Raw genomic sequence first — 23,534 nt, forward strand, 5'->3', positions numbered from 1 at the left:
CACATTTGATCCCATCGTTATTTACGTTTGCTGCCGCCTAACAAAGACCCCAGTAACCCGCGCACCAACTGCCGGCCCATCTGATTGGCCGCCTGTTGCATCGCCGATTTCAGTGCCTTGCCTGCCGTAGTACCGAGGAACGCACCGGCCTTGTCGGTAAAGCTTGGCTCTTCAGCGGCGGGCGTCGAATCCTCTTGCGGGCCCAAGTCCTTGCGCGCCATCAGCACTTCGTACGCCGACTCACGGTCAATCGGCTTGTCATAACGCCCCTGCAATGGCGAACTGGCAATCAGTGCTGCCCGCTCAGCTTCGCTCAGTGGCCCGATCCGCGATTGCGGCGGTGCTACCAGTACGCGTTGGACTACTTCAGGCGTCCCCTTTTCCTGCAAGGTTCCCACCAATGCCTCACCTGTACCCAACTCGGTCAGCACCGCCAGCGCATCAAATGCCGGATTGGGCCGGAAACCATCGGCCACCGCCCGCAGGGACTTCTGCTCCTTGGTGGTGAACGCCCGCAGCCCGTGCTGGATGCGCAAGCCGAGTTGCGCCAGCACGGTGTCCGGCAAGTCCCCGGGAGACTGGGTGACGAAATACACACCGACGCCTTTCGAGCGAATCAGCCGCACCACTTGCTCCAGGCGATCCTGCAGGGCCTTGGGGGTGTCGGCAAACAACAGATGCGCCTCATCGAAAAACAGCGCCAGCAGCGGCTTGTCGGCATCGCCACGTTCCGGCAGTTGCTCGAACAGTTCGGCCAACAGCCAAAGCAGGAAGGTCGCGTAGACCTTCGGCGCCTCATGCACCAGCCGGCTGGCGTCCAATAGATGAATACGCCCGCGGCCGTCACTGGCCGGTTGCAGGATGTCTTCGAGTTGCAGCGCCGGCTCGCCGAACAACGCTTCGGCACCCTGCTGCTCCAGCACCGCCAGGCGCCGCAACAGCGCCTGGCTGGAACCGGTGGTCATCAAGGCCGCGTCTTCCCCGAGCAACTCCGGGTGATAGCGCAAATGGTTCAGCAGCGCCTTGAGGTCCTTGAGGTCCAGCAACAACAGGCCTTCACGATCGGCCACCTTGAAGGCTGCGTAGAGGGCCGATTGCTGGCTGTCGGTGAGCTCCAACAGGCTGCCGAGCAACAGCGGGCCCATTTCACTCATGGTGGTGCGCAACGGATGACCGGACTGGCCGTGGATATCCCACAACGTCACCGGATACGCCTTGGGCGTGTAATTAAGGAAAGGCATGCCGGCTATGCGCTCGGCGACCTTGCCCTGAGGGTTGGCCGCAGCGCCCAGGCCACACAGGTCACCCTTGATATCGGCGGCAAATACCGCGACGCCGGCGTCGCTGAAGGCTTCCGCCAGGCGCTGCAAGGTCACGGTCTTGCCGGTGCCGGTGGCGCCTGCGATCAGGCCGTGGCGGTTGGCCAGGCGCATCGACTGGGCAATCGGCTGGCCCTGATGATCTGCACCAATAATGAGTTGCGAGGAGTCAGGCATTTTGTCACCCATGGTTAATCTTTGGCGCTGAATGGTCGATACAGATAAAGCGAGAGACCCAAAAAGTCTTGGAAAAACAGGCCGGATAATTCCTGCAGGAGCAGATGGAAATATCACACTTTTTTTGACGCAGCCATTCCGCGCGCCCCAGAAGGACGTGCATCGGATATTAAGACCATAGCGGACCCCACAAGCCATGAATAAAAATCTGCGTTTCAGCCATAAAATCCTGCTTGCCGCCGCTCTTGTCGTCATTGCCGCCTTTGCGTTGTTTACCCTCTACAACGACTACTTGCAGCGTAATGCGATTCGCGACGACCTGAACAACTACCTGCATGAAATGGGCGATGTCACTGCCAGCAACATCCAGACCTGGCTTACCGGGCGCATTGTGCTGATAGAAAGCGCCGCACAGAACATCGCCATCAACCCGGATTCAACCAGCGTCGCCAGCCTCCTGGAACAGAAGGCCCTGACGTCCTCGTTCATGGCCACGTACCTTGGCGACAGCAAGGGCGGCTTCGTCATCCGCCCCGATACCAAGATGCCCGACGGCTTCGACCCACGGGTACGCCCCTGGTACAAGGGCGCGCAGGGCAGCAACGGCTCAACCCTGACCGAACCCTACATTGACGCGGCCACCGGCCAGTTGATCATCTCCATCGCCACCCCCAGCAGCAAGGCCGGCCAGAGTGTCGGCGTGGTGGGCGGCGACCTGAGCCTGCAAACCCTGGTAGACAACATCGGTGCCCTGAACTTCGGCGGCATGGGTTATGCCTTCCTGGTCAGTGCCGACGGCAAAGTGCTGGTACACCCGGACAAGGGCCTAGTGATGAAAACCCTGGCCGACGTCTATCCGAACAACACCCCCAGGATCAGCAGCGACTTCAGTGAAGTCGAGGTAAACGGCAAGACACGTATCGTCACCTTTACCCCGATCAAGGGCCTGCCCTCGGTGAACTGGTACCTCGGCCTGTCGGTGGATAAAGATAAATCCTTCGCCATGCTCAGCGAATTCCGCACCTCGGCGATCATCGCCACGATCATCGCCGTGGTCATCATCATCGCCCTGCTGGGCATGCTGATTCGCATCCTCCTGCAGCCACTGCACGTCATGACCCGCGCCATGGAAGACATCGCCGACGGTGAAGGCGACCTGACCCGCCGCCTGACCATCCAGAACCACGACGAATTCGGCGTGCTTGGCAGCGCTTTCAATCGTTTCGTGGAGCGGATTCACACCTCGATTCGCGAAGTTTCCTCGGCCACCGAGCAGGTCAATGAAGTGGCCCTGCGGGTGGTCAGCGCCTCCAATTCCTCGATGGTCAATTCCGACGAGCAGGCCAACCGGACCAACAGCGTCGCGGCCGCGATCAACGAGCTGGGGGCCGCCGCCCAGGAAATCGCCCGCAACGCCGCACAGGCCTCCAACCAGGCCAGCGATGCCCGGCACTTGGCCGAAGACGGTCAGCAAGTGGTGGAACGCAATATCAAGGCGATGAACCAGTTGTCGCAGATGATCAGCGCCTCCAGCACCAATATCGAAGCGCTTAACAGCAAGACAGTGAACATCGGGCAGATTCTGGAAGTGATCACCAGCATTTCCCAGCAAACCAACCTGCTGGCCCTCAACGCGGCGATTGAAGCCGCACGGGCCGGGGAAGCCGGGCGCGGCTTTGCGGTGGTGGCCGATGAAGTGCGCAACCTGGCGCACCGCACCCAGGAGTCGGCGCAGCAGGTGCAGAAGATGATCGAGGAGCTGCAAGTCGGCGCCCGGGATTCGGTCAGCACCATGAGCGAAAGCCAGCGGCACAGCCAGGACAGTGTGGAAATCGCCAACCTGGCGGGCGAGCGCCTGAACAGCGTGACCCAGCGCATCGGCGAAATTGACGGGATGAACCAGTCGGTAGCCACCGCTACCGAGGAACAGACCTCGGTGGTGGAGTCAATCAACATGGACATCACCGAGATCAACACCCTCAATCAGGAAGGTGTGGAAAACCTGCAATCAACCTTGCGGGCCTGTTCCGACCTGGAACAGCAAGCGGCGCGCTTGAAACAACTGGTGGGTAGTTTCCGGATTTGATCCCGCCGGGTCAGCGGCTGCCTTGCACAGCCGCTGACGCCTTTTCTTCAGGCAATTCGGATGTGTCCTGCAATTGTTCCCACAACTCGGCGGCGCCTAGAAACTCGGTGCCGTCCTCACTGCTCAGGTCATCCGGGTCATATCGACTCAAACAACCCTCTCCCAGCGTCGCGGGGGCTTTGGAAGTCGCCTTGTCCAGTGGATCGCTCATGCTCCAGTCCTCACCCGCGCTCAAAAAAAGGGCCTGTAGCGATTTAACGCCCAGGCCCTTCATTCTTCAATCAAAACACTTCAATCAGAACACGACAGTCTTGTTGCCGTGCACCAGTACCCGGTCTTCCAGGTGATAGCGCAGGCCGCGAGCCAGCACCATCTTCTCGACGTCACGGCCAAAACGGACCATGTCTTCGATGCTGTCGCTATGGCTGACACGCACCACGTCCTGCTCGATGATGGGACCGGCGTCCAACTCTTCGGTGACGTAGTGGCACGTTGCACCGATCAGCTTCACGCCACGCAGGGATGCCTGGTGATACGGCTTGGCACCCACAAACGATGGCAGGAAGCTGTGGTGAATATTGATCACCTTGCCAGCGTATTCACTGCACAGCTCCGGCGGCAGAATCTGCATGTAGCGCGCCAGTACCACGACGTCCGCATCGTGCTGCTTGACCAGGCGCGAGACCTCGGCAAAGGCCGGCTCCTTGTCCTGCGGGTTGACCGGGACGTGGTAGTACGGAATGCCATGCCACTCGACCATGCTGCGCAGGTCGTCGTGGTTGGAGATCACGCAGGAGATCTCGCAGTCCAGTTCATCGCTGTGCCAGCGGTGCAGCAGGTCTGCCAGGCAGTGGGACTCACGACTGGCCATCAGGACCACGCGTTTTTTCTGTTCCGTGTCGGTGATGCGCCAGGTCATCGAGAACTCTTCAGCGATCGGCGCAAATGCCTCGCGAAATGCCTCTAGACCAACGGGCAGCGTATCGGCACGAATTTCGTGACGCATGAAAAACCAGCCGCTGAGATTGTCCGAGTGATGGCTCGCTTCGGTGATCCAACCGTTGTGGGAAGCCAGAAAGTTACTGACCTTGGCAACGATGCCAACCCGGTCCGGGCAAGCAATCACCAGCCGAAAAGTGCGCATTAGGGGGAAACTCCAGAACTTCGCAAAGGCCGCCATTCTAGCGATTGCGCAGAAAAACTGCAGTATTCCTCAACGCTTATTCTGATCGGCTGCGTCAACCCTGCCCCTTAATAGCGTAAGGTTTTTCCCCACTATGTGTGCAAACGCGTGGACTCCGGCAGTAAGCCAAGACTTAACCAGAGTATCTTTAGGCCATCCCCCTTACTAATTAACTCAATTCCACGCTTTTGCCACAAACAACCAAAGTAAATTACATAAATGCGGCCTTAAATGTTTACTTGGGCAAACTGTCTGACTATTATTGAGCCACTATCCCCTTTCACCCAGCGCCCTGCATAAGGTAGTCCCCATGTCCCTGATCAACGAATATCGCGCCACCGAAGAAGCTATCAAAGAGCTGCAAGCCCGTTTGAAGAACCTGTCCCAAGACGACAAACTGCAAACCGAGCTGGAATTCGAAGGCAAATTGCGCACCCTGATGGGCGAATACTCCAAATCCCTGCGTGACATCATCGCGCTGCTGGATCCGGATTCGAAAGTTAAGGCTCCACGTGGCGCCGTAAAAGCTACCGGCACCAAGCGTGCACGCAAGGTTAAACAATACAAAAACCCGCACAACGGCGAAGTGATTGAAACCAAAGGTGGCAACCACAAGACTCTGAAAGAGTGGAAAGCCAAGTGGGGCGGCGACGTGGTTGAAGGCTGGGCTACCCTGCTGGGCTAAGCCTCGCCAGGACGCTGCGTGATACGCAACGCAATAAAAAACGCCAGCTTGCTGGCGTTTTTTATTGTCCGTATTTTACCGGGAAGCTGATTACAGACTCATTCGAGTCGCTAAGGCATCAACATACTCCTGCCATTCATCAAGCACCTGGCGCTGAAACGGTGTGGCACTAACAGCCAACTCAAGACACGCCTGCTTAAAACCCTCAAGGGTGTTTGGCGCGCCCCATTGAGGGTCTGACAAACGTTGCTGACAGAAAACTCTCCAGCGTTGTTGCTCTTCACTATTCAAGGTGTCTGGAAAGTTGCGTGCACGATAGCGAAATAATAATTCAGGCAAACGTTCATCATCGAAAGGCCATTGCTGGCGCGCTAGTTGCGCCGGCTCGGCGACTCTCACTTGCTCACATAAACGTCGATCACGATCCCCGATAAAACCATCGTATAGCTGCTGCTCGGGATCGGCGCTTGGCGCAAAATCTTCCTCGGCGTAAATCGCCGCCAGTTTATCGCGCCATAGTTCCTGTGCGTCGCTTAGCCGCAGGGCCCGCGCCTCACACTCATCCATATCCAGCTGCAAACGCTCGCGGTCTTGCGGCCGAAGCACGCTCAACGGTGCGACCACCGGGCAACGATTGATGTGCAGCAACTTGAGCGGTACCGGCAATTCACCTTCGGCCAGTTCGTCGCGGCGAGTATATAAGCGCCGGCGCAAGGTATCGGCGTCCTCGTCCAACAGCCCTTGCGGATCGAGCCCCAGGTCGCAGACGATCAATGCATTGCGATTGCGCGGGTGCCACGCCAGCGGCAGCACCACCCCCAGGTAATGACGCTCGGCAGAAAAACGACCGGAAATATGCACCATCGGCTGCAACAACCGCACCTGGTCCATGACCCGTTGTTTGCTACGCAGTTGAAACAGCCAGTCATAGAGCTTGGGTTGCTTCTCGCGGATCAACCGGGCCAGGGCGATGGAGGCGCGCACATCGGACAAGGCATCGTGGGCCTGGCCGTGGTCGATGCCGTTGGCGGCCGTCAACCGCTCAAGCTTGAGGGTGACGCGCCCGTCCTGTTCCGGCCAGACGATCCCGTCAGGGCGCAGGGCGTAGGCAGTGCGCACCACGTCGATCAGGTCCCAGCGGCTGTTGCCGCCTTGCCATTCCCGGGCATAGGGATCGAAGAAATTGCGGTACAAGCTGTAGCGCGTCATCTCATCGTCAAAACGCAAGGTGTTGTAGCCGGCCCCGCAAGTGCCCGGGGTGGCCAGCTCGGCGTGCACCCGGGTCATGAAGTCGGCTTCGGCCAGGCCTTTTTCCGCCAGCACGCCGGGAGTGATGCCAGTAATCGCGCACGCTGCCGGATGCGGCAGGATATCGTCGCTGGGGTGGCAGTAGAGATTGACCGGCGGCCCGACCTCGTTAAGCTCGAGGTCGGTGCGAATACCGGCTACCTGCAGCGGGCGGTCGGTACGCGGATTGATGCCGGTGGTTTCATAGTCGTACCAGAAAATGGTGGTCACGGGCTATTCCTGTGCTGAAGACCGGCAAAGTCTAGGCGCTTGCAGGCATCGGGGGCCAGCGCTGTGTTCCCTGTACAAATATTCAGTAAATCGTTGAGTGGTTGCTTCCACCGTCGACACTGCTAGCATCGGTCTTTCCAACCCCGCCGCTGCCGCCCAGGCGCCAGCGCCGCACTGCCAAGGACCGCGATGCCACCTGCGCCACTGGATACCCGCTACCAGATCGAGACCCCGGAGGGTATCGACCTGCCACTGCGCCCGGCCGGCCTGCTGGTACGCTCACTGGCCTTTGCCTTCGACCTGGGTTTGCGCGGCCTGATTCTCGGCATCCTGTTTATCGCATTGGCCTTTCTCGGCAACCTGGGCATTGGCCTGGGTTCGCTGCTGCTGTTCCTCGTCAGTTGGTGGTACATGGTGCTTTTCGAAGTGCTCAACCAGGGCTGCTCGCCCGGCAAACAGGTCATGGGCCTGCGGGTGGTACAGGACGATGGCACGCCCATCGGCTGGTCCGCCTCGCTGATCCGTAACCTGCTGCGCTTTGTCGACATGCTGCCCTTCGGCTATTTCCTCGGCGCCATCAGTTGCCTGCAACACCCCAACTTCAAGCGCCTGGGCGACCTGGCGGCCGGGACCCTGGTGATCTACCGCGAACAACCGCTTTCCCGCCCGCAAGTGCCCCAGGCCCCGGCGCTGCGCCTGCCGTTCGCCCTTGAGCTGAACGAACAACGGGCGATTCTCAGCTTCGCCGAACGCCAGGGCGAACTGTCGGCCGAACGGGTCAACGAACTGGCCGCTATCCTGGCCACGCCCCTGCAGGTCTCCCCTGCCCGCGCCGTGGCAGAACTCAACGGTGTGGCCCGCGGATTGTTGGGGCCAGCATGAAACAGAGTCTTTTCGAAAGCCGCCATCAGCCACAATGGCAAGCCTTTGCCGAGCAATTGACGCAGTTGGAGAAAGGCAAAGCCAAAGGCGCCGACTTCGTCGACTTCCCTCATCAATACCGGCAGTTGTGCCAGCACCTGGCCCTGGCCCAGGAGCGCGGCTACAGCAGCTATCTGGTGGACCCGTTGCAGCAGCTTGCCTTGCGCGGCCATCAACAGTTGTATCGTCATCGCAGCCGGATGGGGGCAAACGTGCTGAGCTTCCTGCTGGCCGATTTCCCCAGGCTGGTTCGCGCGCAATGGCCATTTGTGCTGGCTGCCGGCCTGCTGTTCTTTGGCAGCCTGCTCGGCATTGCCTTGCTGGTGTACCTGTTTCCGGACTTGATCTACAGCATCGTCAGCCCTCGGCAGGTGGCCGAGATGCAGGCCATGTACAACCCCGATGCCAGCCGCCTGGGCCGGGCAGCCGAACGCGCTTCCAGCGAAGACTGGATGATGTTCGGCTACTACGTGATGCACAACATCGGTATCGCCTTCCAGACCTTTGCCGCCGGGTTGCTGTTCGGCCTGGGCAGCGTATTTTTCCTGTTCTTCAATGGCCTGATCATTGGCGCCGTTGCCGGGCACCTGACGCAAATCGGCTACGGGCAAACGTTCTGGTCATTTGTCATCGGCCATGGCGCCTTCGAGCTCAGCGCAATTGCCCTGGCTGGCGCGGCTGGCCTGCAACTGGGCTGGGCGCTGATTGCACCGGGGCCCCTCACCAGAGGCGAATCCCTGCGCCTGGCCGCGCGCAAAAGTGTGCAAATGATTTGTGGTGTGATGGTGTTCCTGCTGATCGCCGCGTTTATCGAGGCGTACTGGTCGTCCACCAATGCCGTGGCGCCGTGGGTCAAGTACCTGGTCGGCACCGCCCTGTGGTTGCTGATGGCGGCCTACCTGCTGTTTGCCGGACGGAATCGCCATGCGCCTGAGTGATGCCAGCGTCGTGATCCGCCCGCGTACCTCCTGGGAGGCCATGGACCTCGGCATCCTGCTGGCCCGGGAACACCGGCTGCTGTTGATGAGCAGTTGGGCCATCGTGACCTTGCCGGTCTTCGCCCTGTTCAGCGTGCTCCTGTGGAATCACCCCACCACCGCGCTGTTGCTGTTCTGGTGGTTGAAACCGGCATTCGACCGCCTGCCACTGTATATCCTGTCCAAGGCCCTGTTCGGCGAAACACCCAGCCTGAAACAAGCGCTGCGCCAATCGCCGCGGCTGCTCAAGGGCCAACTGCTGGCCAGCCTGACCTGGCGGCGCTTCAGCCTCAGCCGTAGCTTCGAGATGCCGGTGGTCCAGCTCGAAGGGCTGCAAGGCCAGGCGCGCCAACAACGTCTCGGGGTGTTGCAGCAGCGCAACGCAGGCGCCGCGCGCTGGCTGACCCTGATCGGGGTGCACCTGGAAATCGCCCTGTGGTTCGGGTTGATGGCCGTGTTCTATTTCTTCCTGCCGCAAGAGGTCGAACGCGACTGGGATTGGCAGCAACTGGCGCTCACCGCCGGCCACGACTGGCGTTGGCTGGAGCACCTGACCAACATGTTCTACGCCTTGATCCTGGTGTTCTGGGAGCCGATCTATGTCGCCTGTGGCTTCAGCCTTTACCTGAACCGCCGCACGGTGCTGGAAGCCTGGGACCTGGAACTGGTGTTCCGCCGAATGCGCCAGCGCCTGAGCGGTGTGGCGTCGCTGCTGTTGCTGGTGGCCGGGCTGACGCTGATTCCGCCGATCCCATCGGCATGGGCTGATGAACCGGTTCCCCAAACGCCGCTGACTACACAATCGGCCAGTCACTCGATCAAGACGCTGTTGGAGCAGCCACCGTTCAAGAACCCGGAAACGCTCACTCGCTACCGCTTCGGCGAGGATAAAGCAGCCGACAAAAACAAAGCGGCAGGTGATGCCAAGCTGCCAGCCTGGCTGGAAGCATTGCTGAAAAACCTCAACAGTGATTCGTTCAAGCACATCGCCAAGGGCCTTGAAGTACTGCTCTGGGGATTGCTGGCAGGTGGCCTGGCACTGGTGATCTGGCGCTACCGCGACTGGCTGCATGCCTTTGTCAGCCGCCGCAGCCCGCGCAAACCCAAGGCTGCCAAACCCGTGCCTTCGCAGCTGTTCGGCCTTGAACTGGGGGCTGACACCTTGCCCGAAGACATCGCAGGCGCCGCCGAACAGCTGTGGGCAACACAGCCCCGGGAAGCCCTCGGCCTGCTCTACCGTGGGTTGCTCAGCCGCTTGCTGCACGACTTCAACCTGCCGCTGAAAAGTGCCGACACGGAAGGTGAAGTCCTGGAACGTATCCGCCAACTGCAACAACCGCAGCTGCTGGCATTCAGCGGTGAGCTGACCCGTTACTGGCAAAACCTTGCCTATGGCCATCGCCTGCCGCCTGCCTTGGCGCAACAACAGCTATGCAGCGATTGGCGAACCCTGTTCGGCTCGGGAGCGGCGCAATGAACCGGCCGTTGCTGTGGGTCGGGCTGCTGGTCGCGGGCTTGCTGGCAGCAGGCGGTTTTTATGCCTGGCACACGGCGATTCCTTATCAGGAAGTGGTCGATCGCGGCCCTTCACCCGAAGCCCTGGCCAACCCCTACCTGGCAGCTGAACACTTTCTGCGCCAGCAGGGCCTGGTGGTGGAACATGCCAACAGCCTCGAACGGCTGGCCAGCCTTTCGCCCAAGGGCAACAGCCTGCTGTTGCTGGGCGAGCGCAGCAACATGAGCCCGCCCCAGGTTGATCAATTGCTGCAGTGGACCCGGGCTGGCGGCCATCTGCTGCTGGTAGCCGAAGCGCTGTGGGATGAGGACACCGGTGAAAGTGGCGACCTGTTGCTGGATCGTGTGCAGATACACCAATCCTTCAGTGAAGAATTCGACGCTCCGGCACCCGCGCGTAAAAAGAAAACGCCGGACCTGACCAAACTCTATGTGGACAACGAAACAGCGCCGGCCTATTTCAGCTTCGACACCGACTTCAACCTCACCGACCCCAGGCACCTGGCACAATTCTCGGCCAACAGCGCCCGGTCGACGCACCTGATGCAGGTCAACCTCGGGCAAGGGCGTGTGACCGTGGTCACCGACAGCGACCTGTGGAAAAACCCGGGCATCGGCCTGCACGATAACGCGTGGCTGCTCTGGTACCTGAGCCAGGGCACCCAGGTCACACTGCTGTTCAACACGGATGTCGAGGACCTGTTCAGCCTGTTGTTGCGCTACTTCCCCCAGGCACTGGTGGCACTTGCCGCACTGATCGCCCTGGGCCTCTGGCACGCCAGCCTGCGCCAGGGTCCGATCCGGCAACCGACGCCCAAGGCACGGCGGCAATTGCAGGAACACTTGAACGCCAGTGCCGACTTCCTGTTGCGCCGCAGCGGGCAAGACAGCTTGCTGCAAGCCTTGCAGCGCGACATCCAGCGCACCGCTCGGCGCCGTCATCCCGGGTTCGAACACCTCGATACAGCCGAACAATTGCGGGTGCTTGAACGCCTGACCCGCCAACCCTCCCTTGTTATCAGCCAGGCCCTTGGCCCACCTGCGACGAAACGGCTCTCCAGCGCCGATTTCAGCCGCCAGGTGGCCTGCCTGCAAACCCTCAGGAATGCCCTATGAGCGAATTTCCCGCCACTGACCCGATTCAGCGCGCCAGCCAACTGGCCCAGGCCTTGCGCGTCGAACTGCGCAAGGCGGTTATCGGTCAGGACCCGGTGATCGATGACGTGCTCACGGCGTTGATCGCGGGCGGCCATGTGTTGCTTGAAGGGGTTCCCGGCCTGGGCAAGACCTTGCTGGTACGCGCGCTGGCACGCTGTTTTGGAGGCGAGTTCGCGCGCATCCAGTTCACCCCGGACCTGATGCCCAGCGACGTGACCGGCCATGCCGTATACGACCTGCATACCGAACAGTTCAAGCTGCGCAAGGGACCGTTGTTCACCAACCTGCTGTTGGCTGACGAGATCAACCGTGCCCCGGCGAAAACCCAGGCAGCGTTGCTGGAAGCCATGCAGGAACGCCAGGTAACCCTTGAAGGCGAGGCGCTGCCCATCGGCCAGCCGTTCATGGTACTGGCCACCCAGAACCCCATCGAGCAGGAAGGTACTTACCCGTTGCCCGAAGCCGAACTGGACCGTTTCATGCTCAAGGTGCGCATGGACTATCCCGAGGCACAGCAGGAACTGGACATGGTGCGCGAAGTCACCCGCTCGTCCCGAGCCGACATGCTCGACGTACAGCCGCTGCGCACGGTGCTGCAAGCCGAAGACGTGCTGCTGTTGCAACAGATTGCCAGCGAGTTGGCGCTGGATGAGCAGGTGCTCGACTACGCCGTGCGCCTGGCCCGCACTACGCGCAGTTGGCCGGGCCTGACCATCGGCGCCGGGCCCCGGGCCTCCATCGCCCTGGTTCGCGGTGCACGGGCGCGGGCCTTGCTGCGCGGGGGCGAGTTCGTGACCCCGGACGACATCAAGGGCTGCGCCCTGGCAGTGTTGCGCCATCGGGTGCGTATTGCCCCGGAGCTGGATATCGACGGGTTGGAAGTCGACCAGGTGCTCCGGCAATTGCTGGACCAGGTCCCGGCGCCACGCCAATGAGACGCCCATGAGACCAACCCGCCTGCTGTTGACCTGGCTCGGTGTACTGCTGGGCCTGAGTATCCTGCTCGGCGCACTGGTGGCGCTACAGGTCAAGGTGCCAGACGCCCTGCACTCAGTGACGTGGGGCCTGCTGCTGGCCCTGTTGCTGCTGGCCCTGCTGGATGCCAGCCGCCTGCGCCGCCGACCGTCCCCGCGCGTGCGACGGCAGATGCCCGGCAGCCTGGCACTGGGGCGCTGGGGGGAAGTGCGGGTAACCCTGGAGCACAACTATCCCCAGCCGTTGGTGGCCCAGGTATTCGATCATGTGCCTGACGGCCTGGCGGTGGAGGACCTGCCGCAATCCATCGAACTGCGGCCCGGCGAGCACAGTGAACTGGGTTATCGGCTGAGGCCCCAAAGGCGCGGGCATTTCAGCTTTACCCGCTGTGAAGTGCATCTGCCCAGCGCCCTGGGGCTATGGTCGGCCCGGCGCCTGATCGACGTCAGCGACGCCACCCGGGTCTATCCGGACTTCGCACGCCTGTATGGCGCGCAGTTGCTGGCGGTGGACAACTGGCTCAACCAGCTGGGCGTACGCCAGCGGCAACGGCGTGGGCTGGGCCTGGAGTTTCACCAGCTGCGTGAGTTTCGCGAAGGTGACAGCCTGCGCCAGATCGACTGGAAAGCCACCGCCCGGCAACGCACGCCCATTGCCAGGGAGTACCAGGACGAGCGCGACCAGCAGATCATGTTCATGCTCGATTGTGGCCGCCGTATGCGCAGCCAGGACGCCGAACTGTCGCACTTCGACCACGCGCTCAACGCCTGCCTGCTGCTCAGTTATGTAGCCTTGCGCCAGGGCGATGCCGTAGGGCTGTGCACCTTTGCCTGCGACCAGCCGCGCTACCTGGCGCCGGTCAAGGGCAGTGGCCAGCTCAACCTGTTGCTGAATGCGGTGTATGACCTGGACACGTCCCGGCGTACGGCCGATTACCAGGCCGCCGCCAGCCAACTGCTGGCCCGGCAGAAACGTCGCTCGCTGGTGATCGTAGTGACCAATTTGCGGGATGAGGAAGATGAAGAGTTACTCAGCGCCGTAAAGCGCATCAGCCGCCAGCACCGGGTAATGGTCGCAAGCCTGCGGGAGGAGGTCCTTGACCAGTTACGCCAGGCTCCCGTGCAAACCCTGCCCGAAGCCCTGGCCTACTGCGGCACGATCAACTATCTCAATACCCGGGACGAACTCCACGACCGCTTGAACGCCCACGGGCTGTCGGTACTGGACACACTGCCTTCGGACCTGGGTGCCGCCCTGGTGACCCGCTACCTGGGCTGGAAAAAAGCCGGCGCGCTATGAACGCCGGATGCAGCACCTAGGCAGAGGCCTGCAACGGATCAAAGCTGAAGTAATCCAGCAGCGCGCTGATCACCTCCCCATATTCGGCAGGGGCCTGGGATATGCTGAACCCGGAATCGTAATGCTGGGGGTTTATATCCTCATGACACCACAGGCAGGTGGCCGTGAGGTCTACCGCCTGCACCTCACCCTCAGGCCCGGGGATCTTCAAGCGCAGCTCGAACTCCACATCGACCATCATGGGTAACTGGCTGATCAACATCAGGCCCTGCTCGGAAACATTGCCCAGATAGCCGATTGGCTTGTCCGTCAGGCGGTTGAACACTTGAAGGAAGCAAGGTAACTGATGCCGCTCGATCCGTCGGTGAGTAAACATGATGAGGTCGCCATCCAATGGCCATATATGTGGCCGCTCCAGTGATTCGAAACGAGCCTGAAGGCCCGCTCTCCCCGGATATCGGTGCGACAACCGCAAACGGGTTGCCACTTTTACAGCTGCCAAATCCGGGAACGCCATCCGTTTGAATAGAAACTTATACAAACTGACATTCAAAGATTAGCCCAAGACTGGCAACGAGCCAGCTATGGCATGACAAATATCATCACAACGACGCCGGCCGCGGCTGGGCAACGCTCGCGCCGGGGTAATGCCCCAGTTGCTGCAGGGTATCCAAACGGGCACGGGCACGGAATGCGTACTCGCTCGCCGGGTACTGGCTGATGATGAACTGATAGGTTTGCGCCGCATCGACAAACAGCTTCTCGCGCTCCAGGCACTGCCCGCGCAACATAGAGACTTCCGGTTGCACGTAGCGCCGGGAACGGCTTTCACGGTCGACCTGGGACAACTCAAGGGTGACCCGCTGGCAATCGCCCACACCGTAGGCGCGGTACGCATTGTTCAAATGATGGTCCATCGACCAACGGGTGCAGCCGACAACACTGACGGCCAGGGCAGCAATGATCACGATTCGCATGGGGGTTCTCCTGTCTTGTGCAGTGTATCGACCCTTCATCGAAAATCTTCAAGGTTGTTCATCTGTTCATGCAGAGTGAAAACAAGCGAATCATCGATAAGTAGTGCAAACGAACAATGACTACAACCAAAGAGCATAGTAGCCTTCCCCAGCGCTTGAACTCAGGAGTCCGTGCATGTCCGTCCGTCGTACCAAAATCGTCGCCACCCTTGGCCCGGCCAGTAACTCGCCGGAAGTCCTCGAACAGCTGATTCTGGCTGGCCTGGACGTTGCCCGTCTGAACTTCTCCCACGGCACCCCGGACGAGCACAAGGCTCGCGCCAAGCTGGTGCGTGACCTGGCCGCCAAGCATGGCCGCTTCGTGGCGTTGCTGGGTGACCTGCAAGGCCCGAAAATCCGTATCGCCAAATTTGCCAACAAGCGGATCGAGCTGAAGATCGGTGACCAGTTCACCTTCTCCACCAGCCATCCCCTGACCGAAGGCAACCAGCAAGTCGTGGGTATCGACTACCCGGACCTGGTGAAAGACTGCGGCGTGGGCGACGAACTGCTGCTGGACGACGGCCGTGTGGTAATGCGCGTCGACACCGCCACCCCGACCGAACTGAATTGCACCGTGATCATCGGCGGCCCGCTGTCGGACCACAAAGGCATCAACCGTCGCGGCGGTGGCCTGACTGCCCCGGCCCTGACTGAAAAAGACAAGGCCGACATCAAGCTCGCCGCCGAAATGGAAGTGGACTACCTCGCGGTATCCTTCCCTCGCGACGCCGCCGACATGGAATACGCCCGTAAACTGCGCGACGAAGCCGGCGGCACTGCCTGGCTGGTGGCGAAGATCGAACGCGCCGAAGCCGTAGCCGACGATGAAACCCTCGACGGCCTGATCAAGGCTTCCGACGCCGTGATGGTTGCCCGTGGCGACCTGGGTGTGGAAATCGGTGACGCCGAGCTGATCGGTATCCAGAAGAAAATCATCCTGCACGCACGTCGCCACAACAAGGCGGTGATCGTTGCGACCCAGATGATGGAGTCGATGATCCAGAACCCGATGCCAACCCGTGCCGAAGTGTCCGACGTGGCCAACGCCGTGCTCGACTACACCGACGCCGTGATGCTTTCGGCTGAAAGTGCGGCTGGCCCGTACCCGCTGGAAGCCGTGCAGGCCATGGCACGCATCTGCGTCGGCGCTGAAAAGCACCCGACCAGCAAGACCTCCAGCCACCGTATCGGCAAGGTCTTCGAAAGCTGCGACCAGAGCATCGCCCTGGCGGCCATGTACACCGCCAACCACTTCCCGGGTGTGAAAGCGATCATCGCCCTGACCGAAAGTGGCTACACGCCGTTGATCATGTCGCGCATCCGTTCCTCGATCCCGATCTACGCGTTCTCCCCGCACCGCGAAACCCAGGCCCGTGCGGCCATGTTCCGCGGCGTCTACACCGTACCGTTCGACCCGGCATCGCTACCGCCTGAGCAAGTCAGCCAGGCCGCGATCGACGAGTTGCTCAAGCGCGGCGTCGTGGAGAAAGGCGACTGGGTCATCCTGACCAAGGGCGACAGCTACCACACCATCGGCGGCACCAACGGCATGAAGATCCTGCACGTTGGCGACCCAATGGTCTGAGTGACCGCTCGCTGAAAAACAAAAGCCCTGCCATGTGAATGGCGGGGCTTTTTGCATTGCAAATTGGCTTGTGTGTTGGCTTTACTGGCCTATTCGCGAGCAAGCCCGCTCCCACATTTGATCGCGTACATCCTGAAGAAACACGGTCGAATGTGGGAGCGGGCTTGCTCGCGAAGACGGCCGACCAGTCAACGCTCATTCATCTCCGAGTGATAAACCCCGACAACGCCGCAATCGCCTCCGGCGACTTCAACCTCTGGGTAAACAACGCCCCCTCCTCCTCGATCACCTTGCGCAACTGCTCGCGATCAACGCTTTTCATCAGATGCTTGCTGACCTGCACCGCGCCCGGCGCCAGGGTCTCAAACCGTCCAGCAATTTCCCGTGCCTTGGCCAGGGCCGATTCACCGCTGCCCAATGCCTCGGTGGCAATGCCCCAGGCGGCAGCCTGTTCGCCGGTGAACCCTTCACCCAGCAGCAGCAACTCCGCCGCCTTGGCATGCCCCAGCAATCGCGGGAGGATCAAGCTGGACCCAAACTCCGGACACAGCCCCAGGTTGACGAACGGCATGCGCAACCGTGCATCCCGGCTGACATACACCAGGTCACAATGCAGCAGCAGCGTCGTGCCAATTCCCACCGCCACGCCCGCCACCGCCGCAATCACCGGCTTGCGGCAGTTGAGCAAGCTGCGCATGAAATTGAAGACCGGGCTGTCGAGATCCGCCGGCGGTTGTTCGAGGAAGTCGCCAATATCGTTACCGGCGGTGAAGCACTCGCTGCTGCCCTGGATCAGCACGGCATTCACGCTGGTATCGGCATCCGCCTGCTCCAGCGCCTCGGCCAATTGGCTGTACATGGCGCGGGTCAGGGCATTTTTCTTGTCCGGGCGATTGAGCTGCAAAATCAGCAACCCGCGTTCGCGTTGCTGCAGGATGGCATCGGTCATGACAAATCTCGCGGCTGGGAAATTCAGCGCTCAACCACGGGGCAGGAACACATCGGCCAGCAGTTGATTGCGCGGCAGTCCGGCCAGGAACAGGCGCTTGGAAAAGGCCTCGACACTGGCCGGGTGCCCGCAGAGTAAAGCCAGAGTTTGCCGGGAAACAAGCCGCAGTTGCGCCAACGCCTGCGTCACCTCAGCCGCTGTCCATAGCTCAACGGTCACGTTCGGATGCGCACCAGCCAGCTGGGCCAATGGCCCGGCGAGGTAATGACCGCCCGCGTCATGGGCCAGGTGAATGACCCGGATGGCGCCCTGGTGATCCTGGCGCAAGGCCTCGCGCAACACGCCCCATAGCGGGCCGAGTCCGGTGCCCGAGGCCAGCAGCCAGAGCGGCCGCGATTGCCAGTCGGGGTCGTACTGCAAGGCGCCGCCCCGCAATTCGCCCAGGCGCAGGCTGTCACCGGCCTTGAATTGGCGGGCGGCGTCGCTGAATTCGCCGGGCAGGCGGCAATCGATGTGAAATTCGAGAAACGGATCTTCCTGGGGCAGGCTGGCCAATGAATAAGGCCGCGCAACGCTGCCGGCCCACAACACCAGATGCTGCCCTGCCCGGTAGCGCAAGCCGCGTTCGGGTTGCAGCCGCAGGCGCAGTACACTCGGGTTCAACCAATCGACGCTCAACACCGTCGCCGGCAACCCGTCACGCAGCGGGTCGAAGCCTTCGACCTGCAAGTCACCTGCGACCTGGCACTGGCACGCCAGGCGCCAGCCATCCTGGCGCTGCGCCGGGCTCAGGGCATCCGGCTGGTTGTCCTGGATATCACCCTGGCAACGCACCAGGCAGGCATGGCAGCTGCCGGCGCGGCAACTATAAGGCACGGCCACGCCCGCCTGGTTCAGGGCATCCAGCAGGTTGCTGCCGGCGGCTACCGACCAGTGGCGTTCACCGACGTGAAGTTCAGGCATCAAGGGTCTCGGATCAAAAAGGCGTCTACAGGGAATCACGCCCGGTAGAGTTTGACCATAGTCGGGTGTATCGGCCACCGTGGCGGGTTATACTGCCGCGCCTTTTTAGCGTCGCGCCTGCACCACTTTGGCGTGCCTTGGAAAGGTGGCTTCAGCCGACCGATGCAACACTGACGCCACCTTTATTGAATGTTCCCTTATAGAGGAGCGCGACTCATGACCGTGATCAAGCAAGACGACCTGATTCAGAGCGTTGCCGACGCCCTGCAATTCATTTCCTACTACCATCCCGTTGACTTCATCCAGGCGATGCACGAGGCCTACCTGCGCGAAGAATCGCCAGCGGCCCGTGACTCCATGGCTCAGATCCTGATCAACTCGCGCATGTGTGCCACCGGCCACCGCCCGATCTGCCAGGACACCGGGATTGTCACCGTATTTGTACGTGTAGGCATGGACGTGCGCTGGGATGGCGCCACCATGAGCCTGGACGACATGATCAACCAAGGCGTGCGCCAGGCCTACAACCTGCCGGAAAACGTCCTGCGGGCTTCGATCCTCGCCGACCCGGCCGGTGCGCGGAAAAACACCAAGGACAACACCCCTGCCGTGATCCACTACTCCATCGTCCCGGGTAACACCGTGGAAGTGGACGTGGCCGCCAAGGGCGGTGGTTCCGAGAACAAGTCGAAAATGGCCATGCTCAACCCGTCCGACTCGATCGTCGACTGGGTGCTCAAGACGGTTCCGACCATGGGCGCCGGCTGGTGCCCACCGGGCATGCTTGGCATCGGCATCGGCGGCACCGCCGAAAAAGCCGCGGTAATGGCCAAGGAAGTGTTGATGGAATCCATCGACATCCACGAGCTGAAGAAGCGCGGCCCGTCCAACCGTATCGAAGAGATGCGCCTGGAGCTGTTCGAGAAGGTCAACCAACTGGGCATCGGCGCCCAGGGCCTGGGTGGCCTGACCACCGTGCTCGACGTGAAAATCATGGACTACCCGACCCACGCGGCCTCGCTGCCGGTGTGCATGATCCCCAACTGCGCCGCCACCCGTCACGCGCACTTCGTGCTCGACGGCTCGGGCCCTGCATCGCTCGAAGCGCCACCGCTGGACGCCTACCCGGAAATCGTCTGGGAAGCCGGCCCGTCGGCCCGTCGCGTCAACCTCGACACCCTGACCCCGGAAGACGTGCAGAGCTGGAAGCCGGGCGAAACCGTGTTGCTCAACGGCAAGATGCTCACCGGTCGCGACGCCGCGCACAAGCGCATGGTCGAGATGCTGAACAAGGGCGAAACCCTGCCGGTGGACCTCAAGGGTCGCTTCATCTACTACGTCGGCCCGGTTGATCCGGTGCGCGAAGAAGTGGTGGGGCCTGCCGGTCCGACCACCGCCACGCGGATGGACAAGTTCACCCGCCAGATCCTCGAGCAAACCGGCCTGTTGGGCATGATCGGCAAATCCGAGCGCGGCCCGACCGCTATCGAAGCGATCAAGGACCACAAGGCGGTTTACCTGATGGCAGTGGGCGGCGCGGCTTACCTGGTGGCCCAGGCCATCAAGAAATCCCGCGTCGTGGCGTTCGCCGAGCTGGGCATGGAAGCGATCTACGAGTTCGACGTGAAAGACATGCCGGTCACCGTTGCCGTTGATAGCAAGGGCGAGTCGGTACACATCACCGGTCCTGCCATCTGGCAGAAAAAGATCAGTGAAAGCCTGGCGGTTGAAGTGCAGTAAGCATTTCCCCTGCAAGGATAAAAGGCGACCACTACGGTCGCCTTTTTTTGTTTCATGCACCTCTCACTGTGGCGAGGGAGCTTGCTCCCGCTCCAGTGCGCAGCGCTCCCATTTTTTTGGGGCCGCTACGCGCCCCAGCGGGAGCAAGCTCCCTCGCCACAACAGCCATGCGCCTCATGCTATGGTGCTCGCCCCTAATTGCACTGTTCATCTTCGTATGATTGCGATTCCCCGCCCGCTGCGTTTGACCCTCTACTCCTTGCTGATCATCGCCGGCGCGGTACTGGCTGCCGCCCTGGCTACCCGCCACGCCGAACGCCTGGCCCTGGTGGATGACGCCGCCCGCGCCAATCAGCAGCTCATGCTTTATGGCAACTCCCTGCACACCCTGATCGAACGCTACCGCGCCCTGCCCGCCGTGCTGGCCCTGGACTCGGAAATGATCAGCGCCTTGAAGGGCCCGCTGGACACCGCCACCCAGGATTTGCTCAACCGCAAGCTGGAGCGCATCAACGGCGCCGCCCAGTCCTCGACCCTGGAACTGATGGACCGCAACGGCCTCGCCGTGGCCGCCAGCAACTGGAACCTGCCCAGCAGTTATGTGGGGCACAACTACGCGTTTCGTCCCTACTTCAGCCAAACCTTGAGCCAGGGCACCGGGCGTTTTTATGCAGTGGGCGTGACCACCGGGATTCCGGGGTATTTCCTCTCCAGCGCGGTGGTCGGCGAGAACGAGCAGTTCCTCGGCGCCATGGTGGTCAAGCTGGAGTTCCCGGAACTGGAGCGCGAGTGGGCCCAGGGCAATGACTTGCTGCTGGTCAGCGATGCCCGGGGCATTGTGTTTATCGCCAATCAGCCGGGCTGGCGCTACCGCGCGCTGCGTCCGTTGTCGGACAGCGACCACGCCGAACTCAAGGCCACCCGCCAATACGACAAGAAACAATTGCTGCCACTGGACACTGAAGCCTTGCAACGCTTTGACGAAAACAGCCACCTGATGCGCGTCGACGGCCCCGACGGCAAGGCCAATTACATTTGGGAGTCCCTGCCGCTGAAGGCCGAAGGCTGGACCTTGCACCTGTTGCGCAAACCACAGGTGGCCTTTGAAGACCAACGCAACGCCGGCCTCGCCGCCGCCGGTTCATGGCTGGCGCTGGTGTTCCTGGTGCTGTTCCTGACCCAGCGCTGGCGCCTCGCCCGCCTGCGCCAGCGCAGCCGCGAAGAACTTGAACAACTGGTGGAAGAACGCACCCGCGCCCTGCGCACCGCCCAGGATGGCCTGGTGCAATCCGCCAAACTGGCAGCGCTGGGGCAGATGTCTGCCGCCCTCGCTCACGAAATCAACCAGCCTTTGACCGCCCAGCGCATGCAGTTGGCGACTCTGCGGCTGCTGCTGGACCATGGCCGGGTGGACGACGCCTACCAGGCCCTGACCCCGCTGGACGACATGCTCACACGCATGGCCGCGCTCACCGGCCACCTCAAGACCTTCGCCCGCAAGAGCCCCAGCGGCCTGCGCGAACGCCTCGACCTGGCGACGGTGGTGGACCAGTCCCTGCACTTGCTCGATGCGCGCCTGCGGGACGAAGCCATCGGCACCGTACTGGACCTGACCCGCCCGGCCTGGGTACGCGGCGACGCGATCCGCCTCGAACAGGTGCTGATCAACCTGCTGCGCAACGCCCTCGACGCCATGGCCGACAAGCCACGCAAGCGCCTGGAGATCCGTCTGCACGCCGATCAGCAGCTATGGCACCTGACCGTCAGCGACAGCGGCGGCGGGATCGCCGAGGAAAACCTCAACAGCGTGTTCGACCCGTTCTTCACCACCAAGCCGGTAGGCGACGGGCTCGGCTTGGGGCTCGCCGTGTCGTACGCTATCGTCCACGAACTTGGCGGGCGCCTGAGCGCCGGCAATCAAGGTGACGGGGCGATCTTTACCCTGACCTTGCCCATCGCACTGGAGACGCCAGACCTATGTTGAATGCGGTGATTGTGGTCGACGACGAAGCCAGCATTCGCACGGCCGTCGAGCAATGGCTGAGCCTGTCCGGCTTTGAGGTGCAGTTGTTCAGCCGCGCCGAGGAATGCCTGGCGCAATTGCCCAGGGACTTTCCCGGGGTGATCCTGAGCGACGTGCGCATGCCCGGCCTCAGCGGCCTGGAGTTGCTGGCTGAAGTGCAGCGGCGTGACGCCGACCTGCCGGTGATTCTGCTCACCGGCCACGGCGATGTGCCGATGGCCGTCGAAGCCATGCGCGACGGCGCCTACGACTTCCTCGAAAAACCCTTCAGCCCCGAAGCCCTGCTCAGCAGCCTGCGCCGGGCGCTGGACAAGCGCGGGCTGGTGCTGGAAAACCGCCGCTTGCATCAGCAGGCCGATCACCGGGCCCAACTGGAATCGAGCCTGCTGGGGGTGTCCCGGGGTTTGCAGAACCTGCGCCGGCAAGTCCTGGACCTGGCCGGCTTGCCGGTCAATGTGTTGATTCGCGGCGAAACCGGCAGCGGCAAGGAACTGGTCGCCCGTTGCCTGCATGATTTCGGCCCCCGGGCGAAGAAGCCGTTTGTGGCGCTGAACTGCGCGGCGATTCCCGAGCAGCTGTTTGAAGCCGAGCTGTTCGGCCATGAAAGTGGCGCGTTCACCGGCGCCCAGGGCAAGCGCATCGGCAAGCTGGAATACGCCAATGGCGGCACGCTGTTTCTCGATGAGATCGAAAGCATGCCGCTGGCCCAGCAGGTGAAATTGCTGCGGGTGTTGCAGGAGCAAAAACTCGAACGGCTCGGTTCCAATCAAAGCATCAAGGTGGACTTGCGGATCATCGCCGCCACCAAACCCGACCTGCTGGACGAAGCTCGCGCCGGGCGTTTTCGCGAGGACTTGGCCTATCGCCTGACCGTCGCACAACTGCGCCTGCCACCGCTGCGGGAACGCCGGGAAGACATTCCCCTGCTATTCGAGCACTTTGCACAAAGCGCCGCCGAGCGCCTGGGCCGCAACTTCGCGCCGCTGAGCGGACCCGCGCTGGGGCGCCTGCTCAGCCATGACTGGCCGGGGAATGTGCGGGAGCTGGCCAATGCCGCGGAACGCCAGGTGCTGGGGCTGGGTGAACCGGAGCCGGAAGGCATCGAAGCCGGGCAATCGTTGGCGGCGCAGCAGGAAGCATTTGAAGCCCATTGCCTGAAAGCCGCGCTGACCCGGCACAAAGGCGATATCAAGGCGGTGCTGGCCGAGCTGCAACTGCCACGGCGCACCTTCAATGAAAAAATGCAGCGCCATGGCCTGGCGCGGGATACGTTCCTCTAACCCGATCGTTCCCACGCTCCGCGTGGGAATGCAGCTCTGGACGCTCCGCGTCCGCCCTTAACATCGTGACGCGGAACGTCACAGGATGCGCTCCCACGCAGAGCGTGGGAGCGATCTTCGTCGGCGGATTTCCGCTCATCCCCCTTGATTCATCAGCAATTT

Annotated in this window: 20 protein-coding genes and 1 pseudogene; 13 read left to right on the top strand and 8 right to left on the bottom strand. The window is 61.7% G+C overall.

Features of this window, described 5'->3' with window-relative positions:
* Positions 1-17 precede the first annotated feature (17 nt).
* A complete protein-coding gene (locus tag HX814_RS22390; protein WP_177009701.1) occupies positions 18-1,496 on the bottom strand; it encodes a helicase HerA-like domain-containing protein in 1,479 nt (492 codons plus the stop codon).
* 196 nt (positions 1,497-1,692) lie between these two features.
* On the opposite strand from HX814_RS22390, the pseudogene HX814_RS31750 reads away from it, so the two are divergent.
* Both HX814_RS31750 and HX814_RS31755 read left to right on the top strand, forming a co-directional pair.
* Positions 1,693-2,724: pseudogene (locus HX814_RS31750) on the top strand (cache domain-containing protein); the annotation flags it as partial.
* Between the two features lie 93 nt (positions 2,725-2,817).
* The gene (locus HX814_RS31755) at positions 2,818-3,582 is read left to right on the top strand and encodes a methyl-accepting chemotaxis protein (protein WP_371132408.1); all 765 of its coding nucleotides are present in this window, start codon (positions 2,818-2,820) and stop codon (positions 3,580-3,582) included.
* Positions 3,583-3,592: 10 nt separating this feature from the next.
* Here HX814_RS31755 and HX814_RS22400 read toward each other — a convergent pair whose 3' ends face one another.
* Positions 3,593-3,793 (bottom strand): hypothetical protein, encoded by a 201-nt coding sequence (locus HX814_RS22400; protein WP_177009699.1) that lies wholly within the window; start codon positions 3,791-3,793, stop codon positions 3,593-3,595.
* A gap of 84 nt (positions 3,794-3,877) precedes the next feature.
* Positions 3,878-4,726: a formyltetrahydrofolate deformylase gene (gene purU, locus HX814_RS22405; protein ID WP_177009698.1), complete on the bottom strand. Its 849-nt coding sequence runs from the start codon at positions 4,724-4,726 to the stop codon at positions 3,878-3,880.
* 349 nt (positions 4,727-5,075) lie between these two features.
* On the opposite strand from purU, the gene mvaT reads away from it, so the two are divergent.
* Positions 5,076-5,450, top strand: coding sequence for a histone-like nucleoid-structuring protein MvaT (gene mvaT, locus HX814_RS22410; RefSeq protein WP_003209760.1), 375 nt, complete (start codon positions 5,076-5,078; stop codon positions 5,448-5,450).
* Between the two features lie 90 nt (positions 5,451-5,540).
* Here mvaT and sbcB read toward each other — a convergent pair whose 3' ends face one another.
* Positions 5,541-6,968, bottom strand: coding sequence for an exodeoxyribonuclease I (sbcB, locus tag HX814_RS22415; RefSeq protein WP_177015428.1), 1,428 nt, complete (start codon positions 6,966-6,968; stop codon positions 5,541-5,543).
* Between the two features lie 189 nt (positions 6,969-7,157).
* On the opposite strand from sbcB, the gene HX814_RS22420 reads away from it, so the two are divergent.
* The 6 genes from HX814_RS22420 to HX814_RS22445 are packed head-to-tail and all read left to right on the top strand — an operon-like array spanning position 7,158 to position 13,813.
* The gene (locus tag HX814_RS22420) at positions 7,158-7,850 is read left to right on the top strand and encodes an RDD family protein (RefSeq protein WP_003214165.1); all 693 of its coding nucleotides are present in this window, start codon (positions 7,158-7,160) and stop codon (positions 7,848-7,850) included.
* Positions 7,847-8,827: a stage II sporulation protein M gene (locus HX814_RS22425; protein ID WP_003214164.1), complete on the top strand. Its 981-nt coding sequence runs from the start codon at positions 7,847-7,849 to the stop codon at positions 8,825-8,827. The genes HX814_RS22420 and HX814_RS22425 overlap by 4 nt, the downstream gene beginning before the upstream one ends.
* Complete coding sequence (locus HX814_RS22430) at positions 8,814-10,343, top strand: DUF4129 domain-containing protein (protein ID WP_177009696.1); 1,530 nt, start codon at positions 8,814-8,816, stop codon at positions 10,341-10,343. The genes HX814_RS22425 and HX814_RS22430 overlap by 14 nt, the downstream gene beginning before the upstream one ends.
* A complete protein-coding gene (locus tag HX814_RS22435) occupies positions 10,340-11,497 on the top strand; it encodes a DUF4350 domain-containing protein (RefSeq protein ID WP_177009695.1) in 1,158 nt (385 codons plus the stop codon). Before HX814_RS22430 ends, HX814_RS22435 begins: the two co-directional genes overlap by 4 nt.
* On the top strand, positions 11,494-12,474 hold the full coding sequence (locus tag HX814_RS22440) for a MoxR family ATPase (RefSeq protein ID WP_008432346.1): 981 nt from the start codon (positions 11,494-11,496) through the stop codon (positions 12,472-12,474). The genes HX814_RS22435 and HX814_RS22440 overlap by 4 nt, the downstream gene beginning before the upstream one ends.
* 7 nt (positions 12,475-12,481) lie before the next feature.
* Positions 12,482-13,813, top strand: coding sequence for a DUF58 domain-containing protein (locus tag HX814_RS22445; RefSeq protein WP_087694638.1), 1,332 nt, complete (start codon positions 12,482-12,484; stop codon positions 13,811-13,813).
* Between the two features lie 16 nt (positions 13,814-13,829).
* Here HX814_RS22445 and HX814_RS22450 read toward each other — a convergent pair whose 3' ends face one another.
* Together HX814_RS22450 and HX814_RS22455 are read right to left on the bottom strand one after the other, a co-directional pair.
* Complete coding sequence (locus HX814_RS22450; RefSeq protein WP_008432342.1) at positions 13,830-14,189, bottom strand: PilZ domain-containing protein; 360 nt, start codon at positions 14,187-14,189, stop codon at positions 13,830-13,832.
* A 226-nt stretch (positions 14,190-14,415) separates the two neighbouring features.
* The gene (locus HX814_RS22455) at positions 14,416-14,790 is read right to left on the bottom strand and encodes a tol-pal system YbgF family protein (RefSeq protein ID WP_003214151.1); all 375 of its coding nucleotides are present in this window, start codon (positions 14,788-14,790) and stop codon (positions 14,416-14,418) included.
* A 175-nt stretch (positions 14,791-14,965) separates the two neighbouring features.
* Here HX814_RS22455 and pyk point away from each other — a divergent pair, with 175 nt between their 5' ends.
* Entirely contained in the window at positions 14,966-16,417 is a 1,452-nt protein-coding gene (pyk, locus tag HX814_RS22460; protein WP_003214149.1) for a pyruvate kinase, read from the top strand.
* A 199-nt stretch (positions 16,418-16,616) separates the two neighbouring features.
* Here pyk and HX814_RS22465 read toward each other — a convergent pair whose 3' ends face one another.
* Complete coding sequence (locus HX814_RS22465; RefSeq protein ID WP_003214147.1) at positions 16,617-17,366, bottom strand: enoyl-CoA hydratase-related protein; 750 nt, start codon at positions 17,364-17,366, stop codon at positions 16,617-16,619.
* A gap of 30 nt (positions 17,367-17,396) precedes the next feature.
* Complete coding sequence (locus tag HX814_RS22470; RefSeq protein WP_177009674.1) at positions 17,397-18,329, bottom strand: iron-sulfur-binding ferredoxin reductase; 933 nt, start codon at positions 18,327-18,329, stop codon at positions 17,397-17,399.
* Positions 18,330-18,545: 216 nt separating this feature from the next.
* On the opposite strand from HX814_RS22470, the gene HX814_RS22475 reads away from it, so the two are divergent.
* The 3 genes from HX814_RS22475 (at position 18,546) to HX814_RS22485 (ending at position 23,372) form a co-directional block, all read left to right on the top strand.
* Entirely contained in the window at positions 18,546-20,069 is a 1,524-nt protein-coding gene (locus HX814_RS22475) for a fumarate hydratase (RefSeq protein WP_003214142.1), read from the top strand.
* Between the two features lie 217 nt (positions 20,070-20,286).
* Entirely contained in the window at positions 20,287-22,053 is a 1,767-nt protein-coding gene (locus HX814_RS22480) for an ATP-binding protein (RefSeq protein ID WP_177009673.1), read from the top strand.
* Positions 22,047-23,372, top strand: coding sequence for a sigma-54 dependent transcriptional regulator (locus tag HX814_RS22485; RefSeq protein ID WP_102605689.1), 1,326 nt, complete (start codon positions 22,047-22,049; stop codon positions 23,370-23,372). The genes HX814_RS22480 and HX814_RS22485 overlap by 7 nt, the downstream gene beginning before the upstream one ends.
* Positions 23,373-23,534 lie beyond the last annotated feature (162 nt).

Origin of the sequence: Pseudomonas sp. C8002, assembly GCF_013385765.1 — a bacterium.
In the GTDB taxonomy this organism is placed as follows: domain Bacteria; phylum Pseudomonadota; class Gammaproteobacteria; order Pseudomonadales; family Pseudomonadaceae; genus Aquipseudomonas.

Excerpts from the sequence above, each read along its gene's own strand:
- HX814_RS22390 (WP_177009701.1), bottom strand. The coding sequence starts at position 1,496 with ATGCCTGACTCCTCGCAACTCATTATTGGTGCAGATCATCAGGGCCAG.
- HX814_RS31755 (WP_371132408.1), top strand. The coding sequence starts at position 2,818 with ATGGTCAATTCCGACGAGCAGGCCAACCGGACCAACAGCGTCGCGGCC.
- HX814_RS22400 (WP_177009699.1), bottom strand. The coding sequence starts at position 3,793 with ATGAGCGATCCACTGGACAAGGCGACTTCCAAAGCCCCCGCGACGCTG.
- purU (WP_177009698.1), bottom strand. The coding sequence starts at position 4,726 with ATGCGCACTTTTCGGCTGGTGATTGCTTGCCCGGACCGGGTTGGCATC.
- mvaT (WP_003209760.1), top strand. The coding sequence starts at position 5,076 with ATGTCCCTGATCAACGAATATCGCGCCACCGAAGAAGCTATCAAAGAG.
- HX814_RS22420 (WP_003214165.1), top strand. The coding sequence starts at position 7,158 with ATGCCACCTGCGCCACTGGATACCCGCTACCAGATCGAGACCCCGGAG.
- HX814_RS22425 (WP_003214164.1), top strand. The coding sequence starts at position 7,847 with ATGAAACAGAGTCTTTTCGAAAGCCGCCATCAGCCACAATGGCAAGCC.
- HX814_RS22430 (WP_177009696.1), top strand. The coding sequence starts at position 8,814 with ATGCGCCTGAGTGATGCCAGCGTCGTGATCCGCCCGCGTACCTCCTGG.
- HX814_RS22435 (WP_177009695.1), top strand. The coding sequence starts at position 10,340 with ATGAACCGGCCGTTGCTGTGGGTCGGGCTGCTGGTCGCGGGCTTGCTG.
- HX814_RS22440 (WP_008432346.1), top strand. The coding sequence starts at position 11,494 with ATGAGCGAATTTCCCGCCACTGACCCGATTCAGCGCGCCAGCCAACTG.
- HX814_RS22445 (WP_087694638.1), top strand. The coding sequence starts at position 12,482 with ATGAGACCAACCCGCCTGCTGTTGACCTGGCTCGGTGTACTGCTGGGC.
- HX814_RS22450 (WP_008432342.1), bottom strand. The coding sequence starts at position 14,189 with ATGTTTACTCACCGACGGATCGAGCGGCATCAGTTACCTTGCTTCCTT.
- HX814_RS22455 (WP_003214151.1), bottom strand. The coding sequence starts at position 14,790 with ATGCGAATCGTGATCATTGCTGCCCTGGCCGTCAGTGTTGTCGGCTGC.
- pyk (WP_003214149.1), top strand. The coding sequence starts at position 14,966 with ATGTCCGTCCGTCGTACCAAAATCGTCGCCACCCTTGGCCCGGCCAGT.
- HX814_RS22465 (WP_003214147.1), bottom strand. The coding sequence starts at position 17,366 with ATGACCGATGCCATCCTGCAGCAACGCGAACGCGGGTTGCTGATTTTG.
- HX814_RS22470 (WP_177009674.1), bottom strand. The coding sequence starts at position 18,329 with ATGCCTGAACTTCACGTCGGTGAACGCCACTGGTCGGTAGCCGCCGGC.
- HX814_RS22475 (WP_003214142.1), top strand. The coding sequence starts at position 18,546 with ATGACCGTGATCAAGCAAGACGACCTGATTCAGAGCGTTGCCGACGCC.
- HX814_RS22480 (WP_177009673.1), top strand. The coding sequence starts at position 20,287 with ATGATTGCGATTCCCCGCCCGCTGCGTTTGACCCTCTACTCCTTGCTG.
- HX814_RS22485 (WP_102605689.1), top strand. The coding sequence starts at position 22,047 with ATGTTGAATGCGGTGATTGTGGTCGACGACGAAGCCAGCATTCGCACG.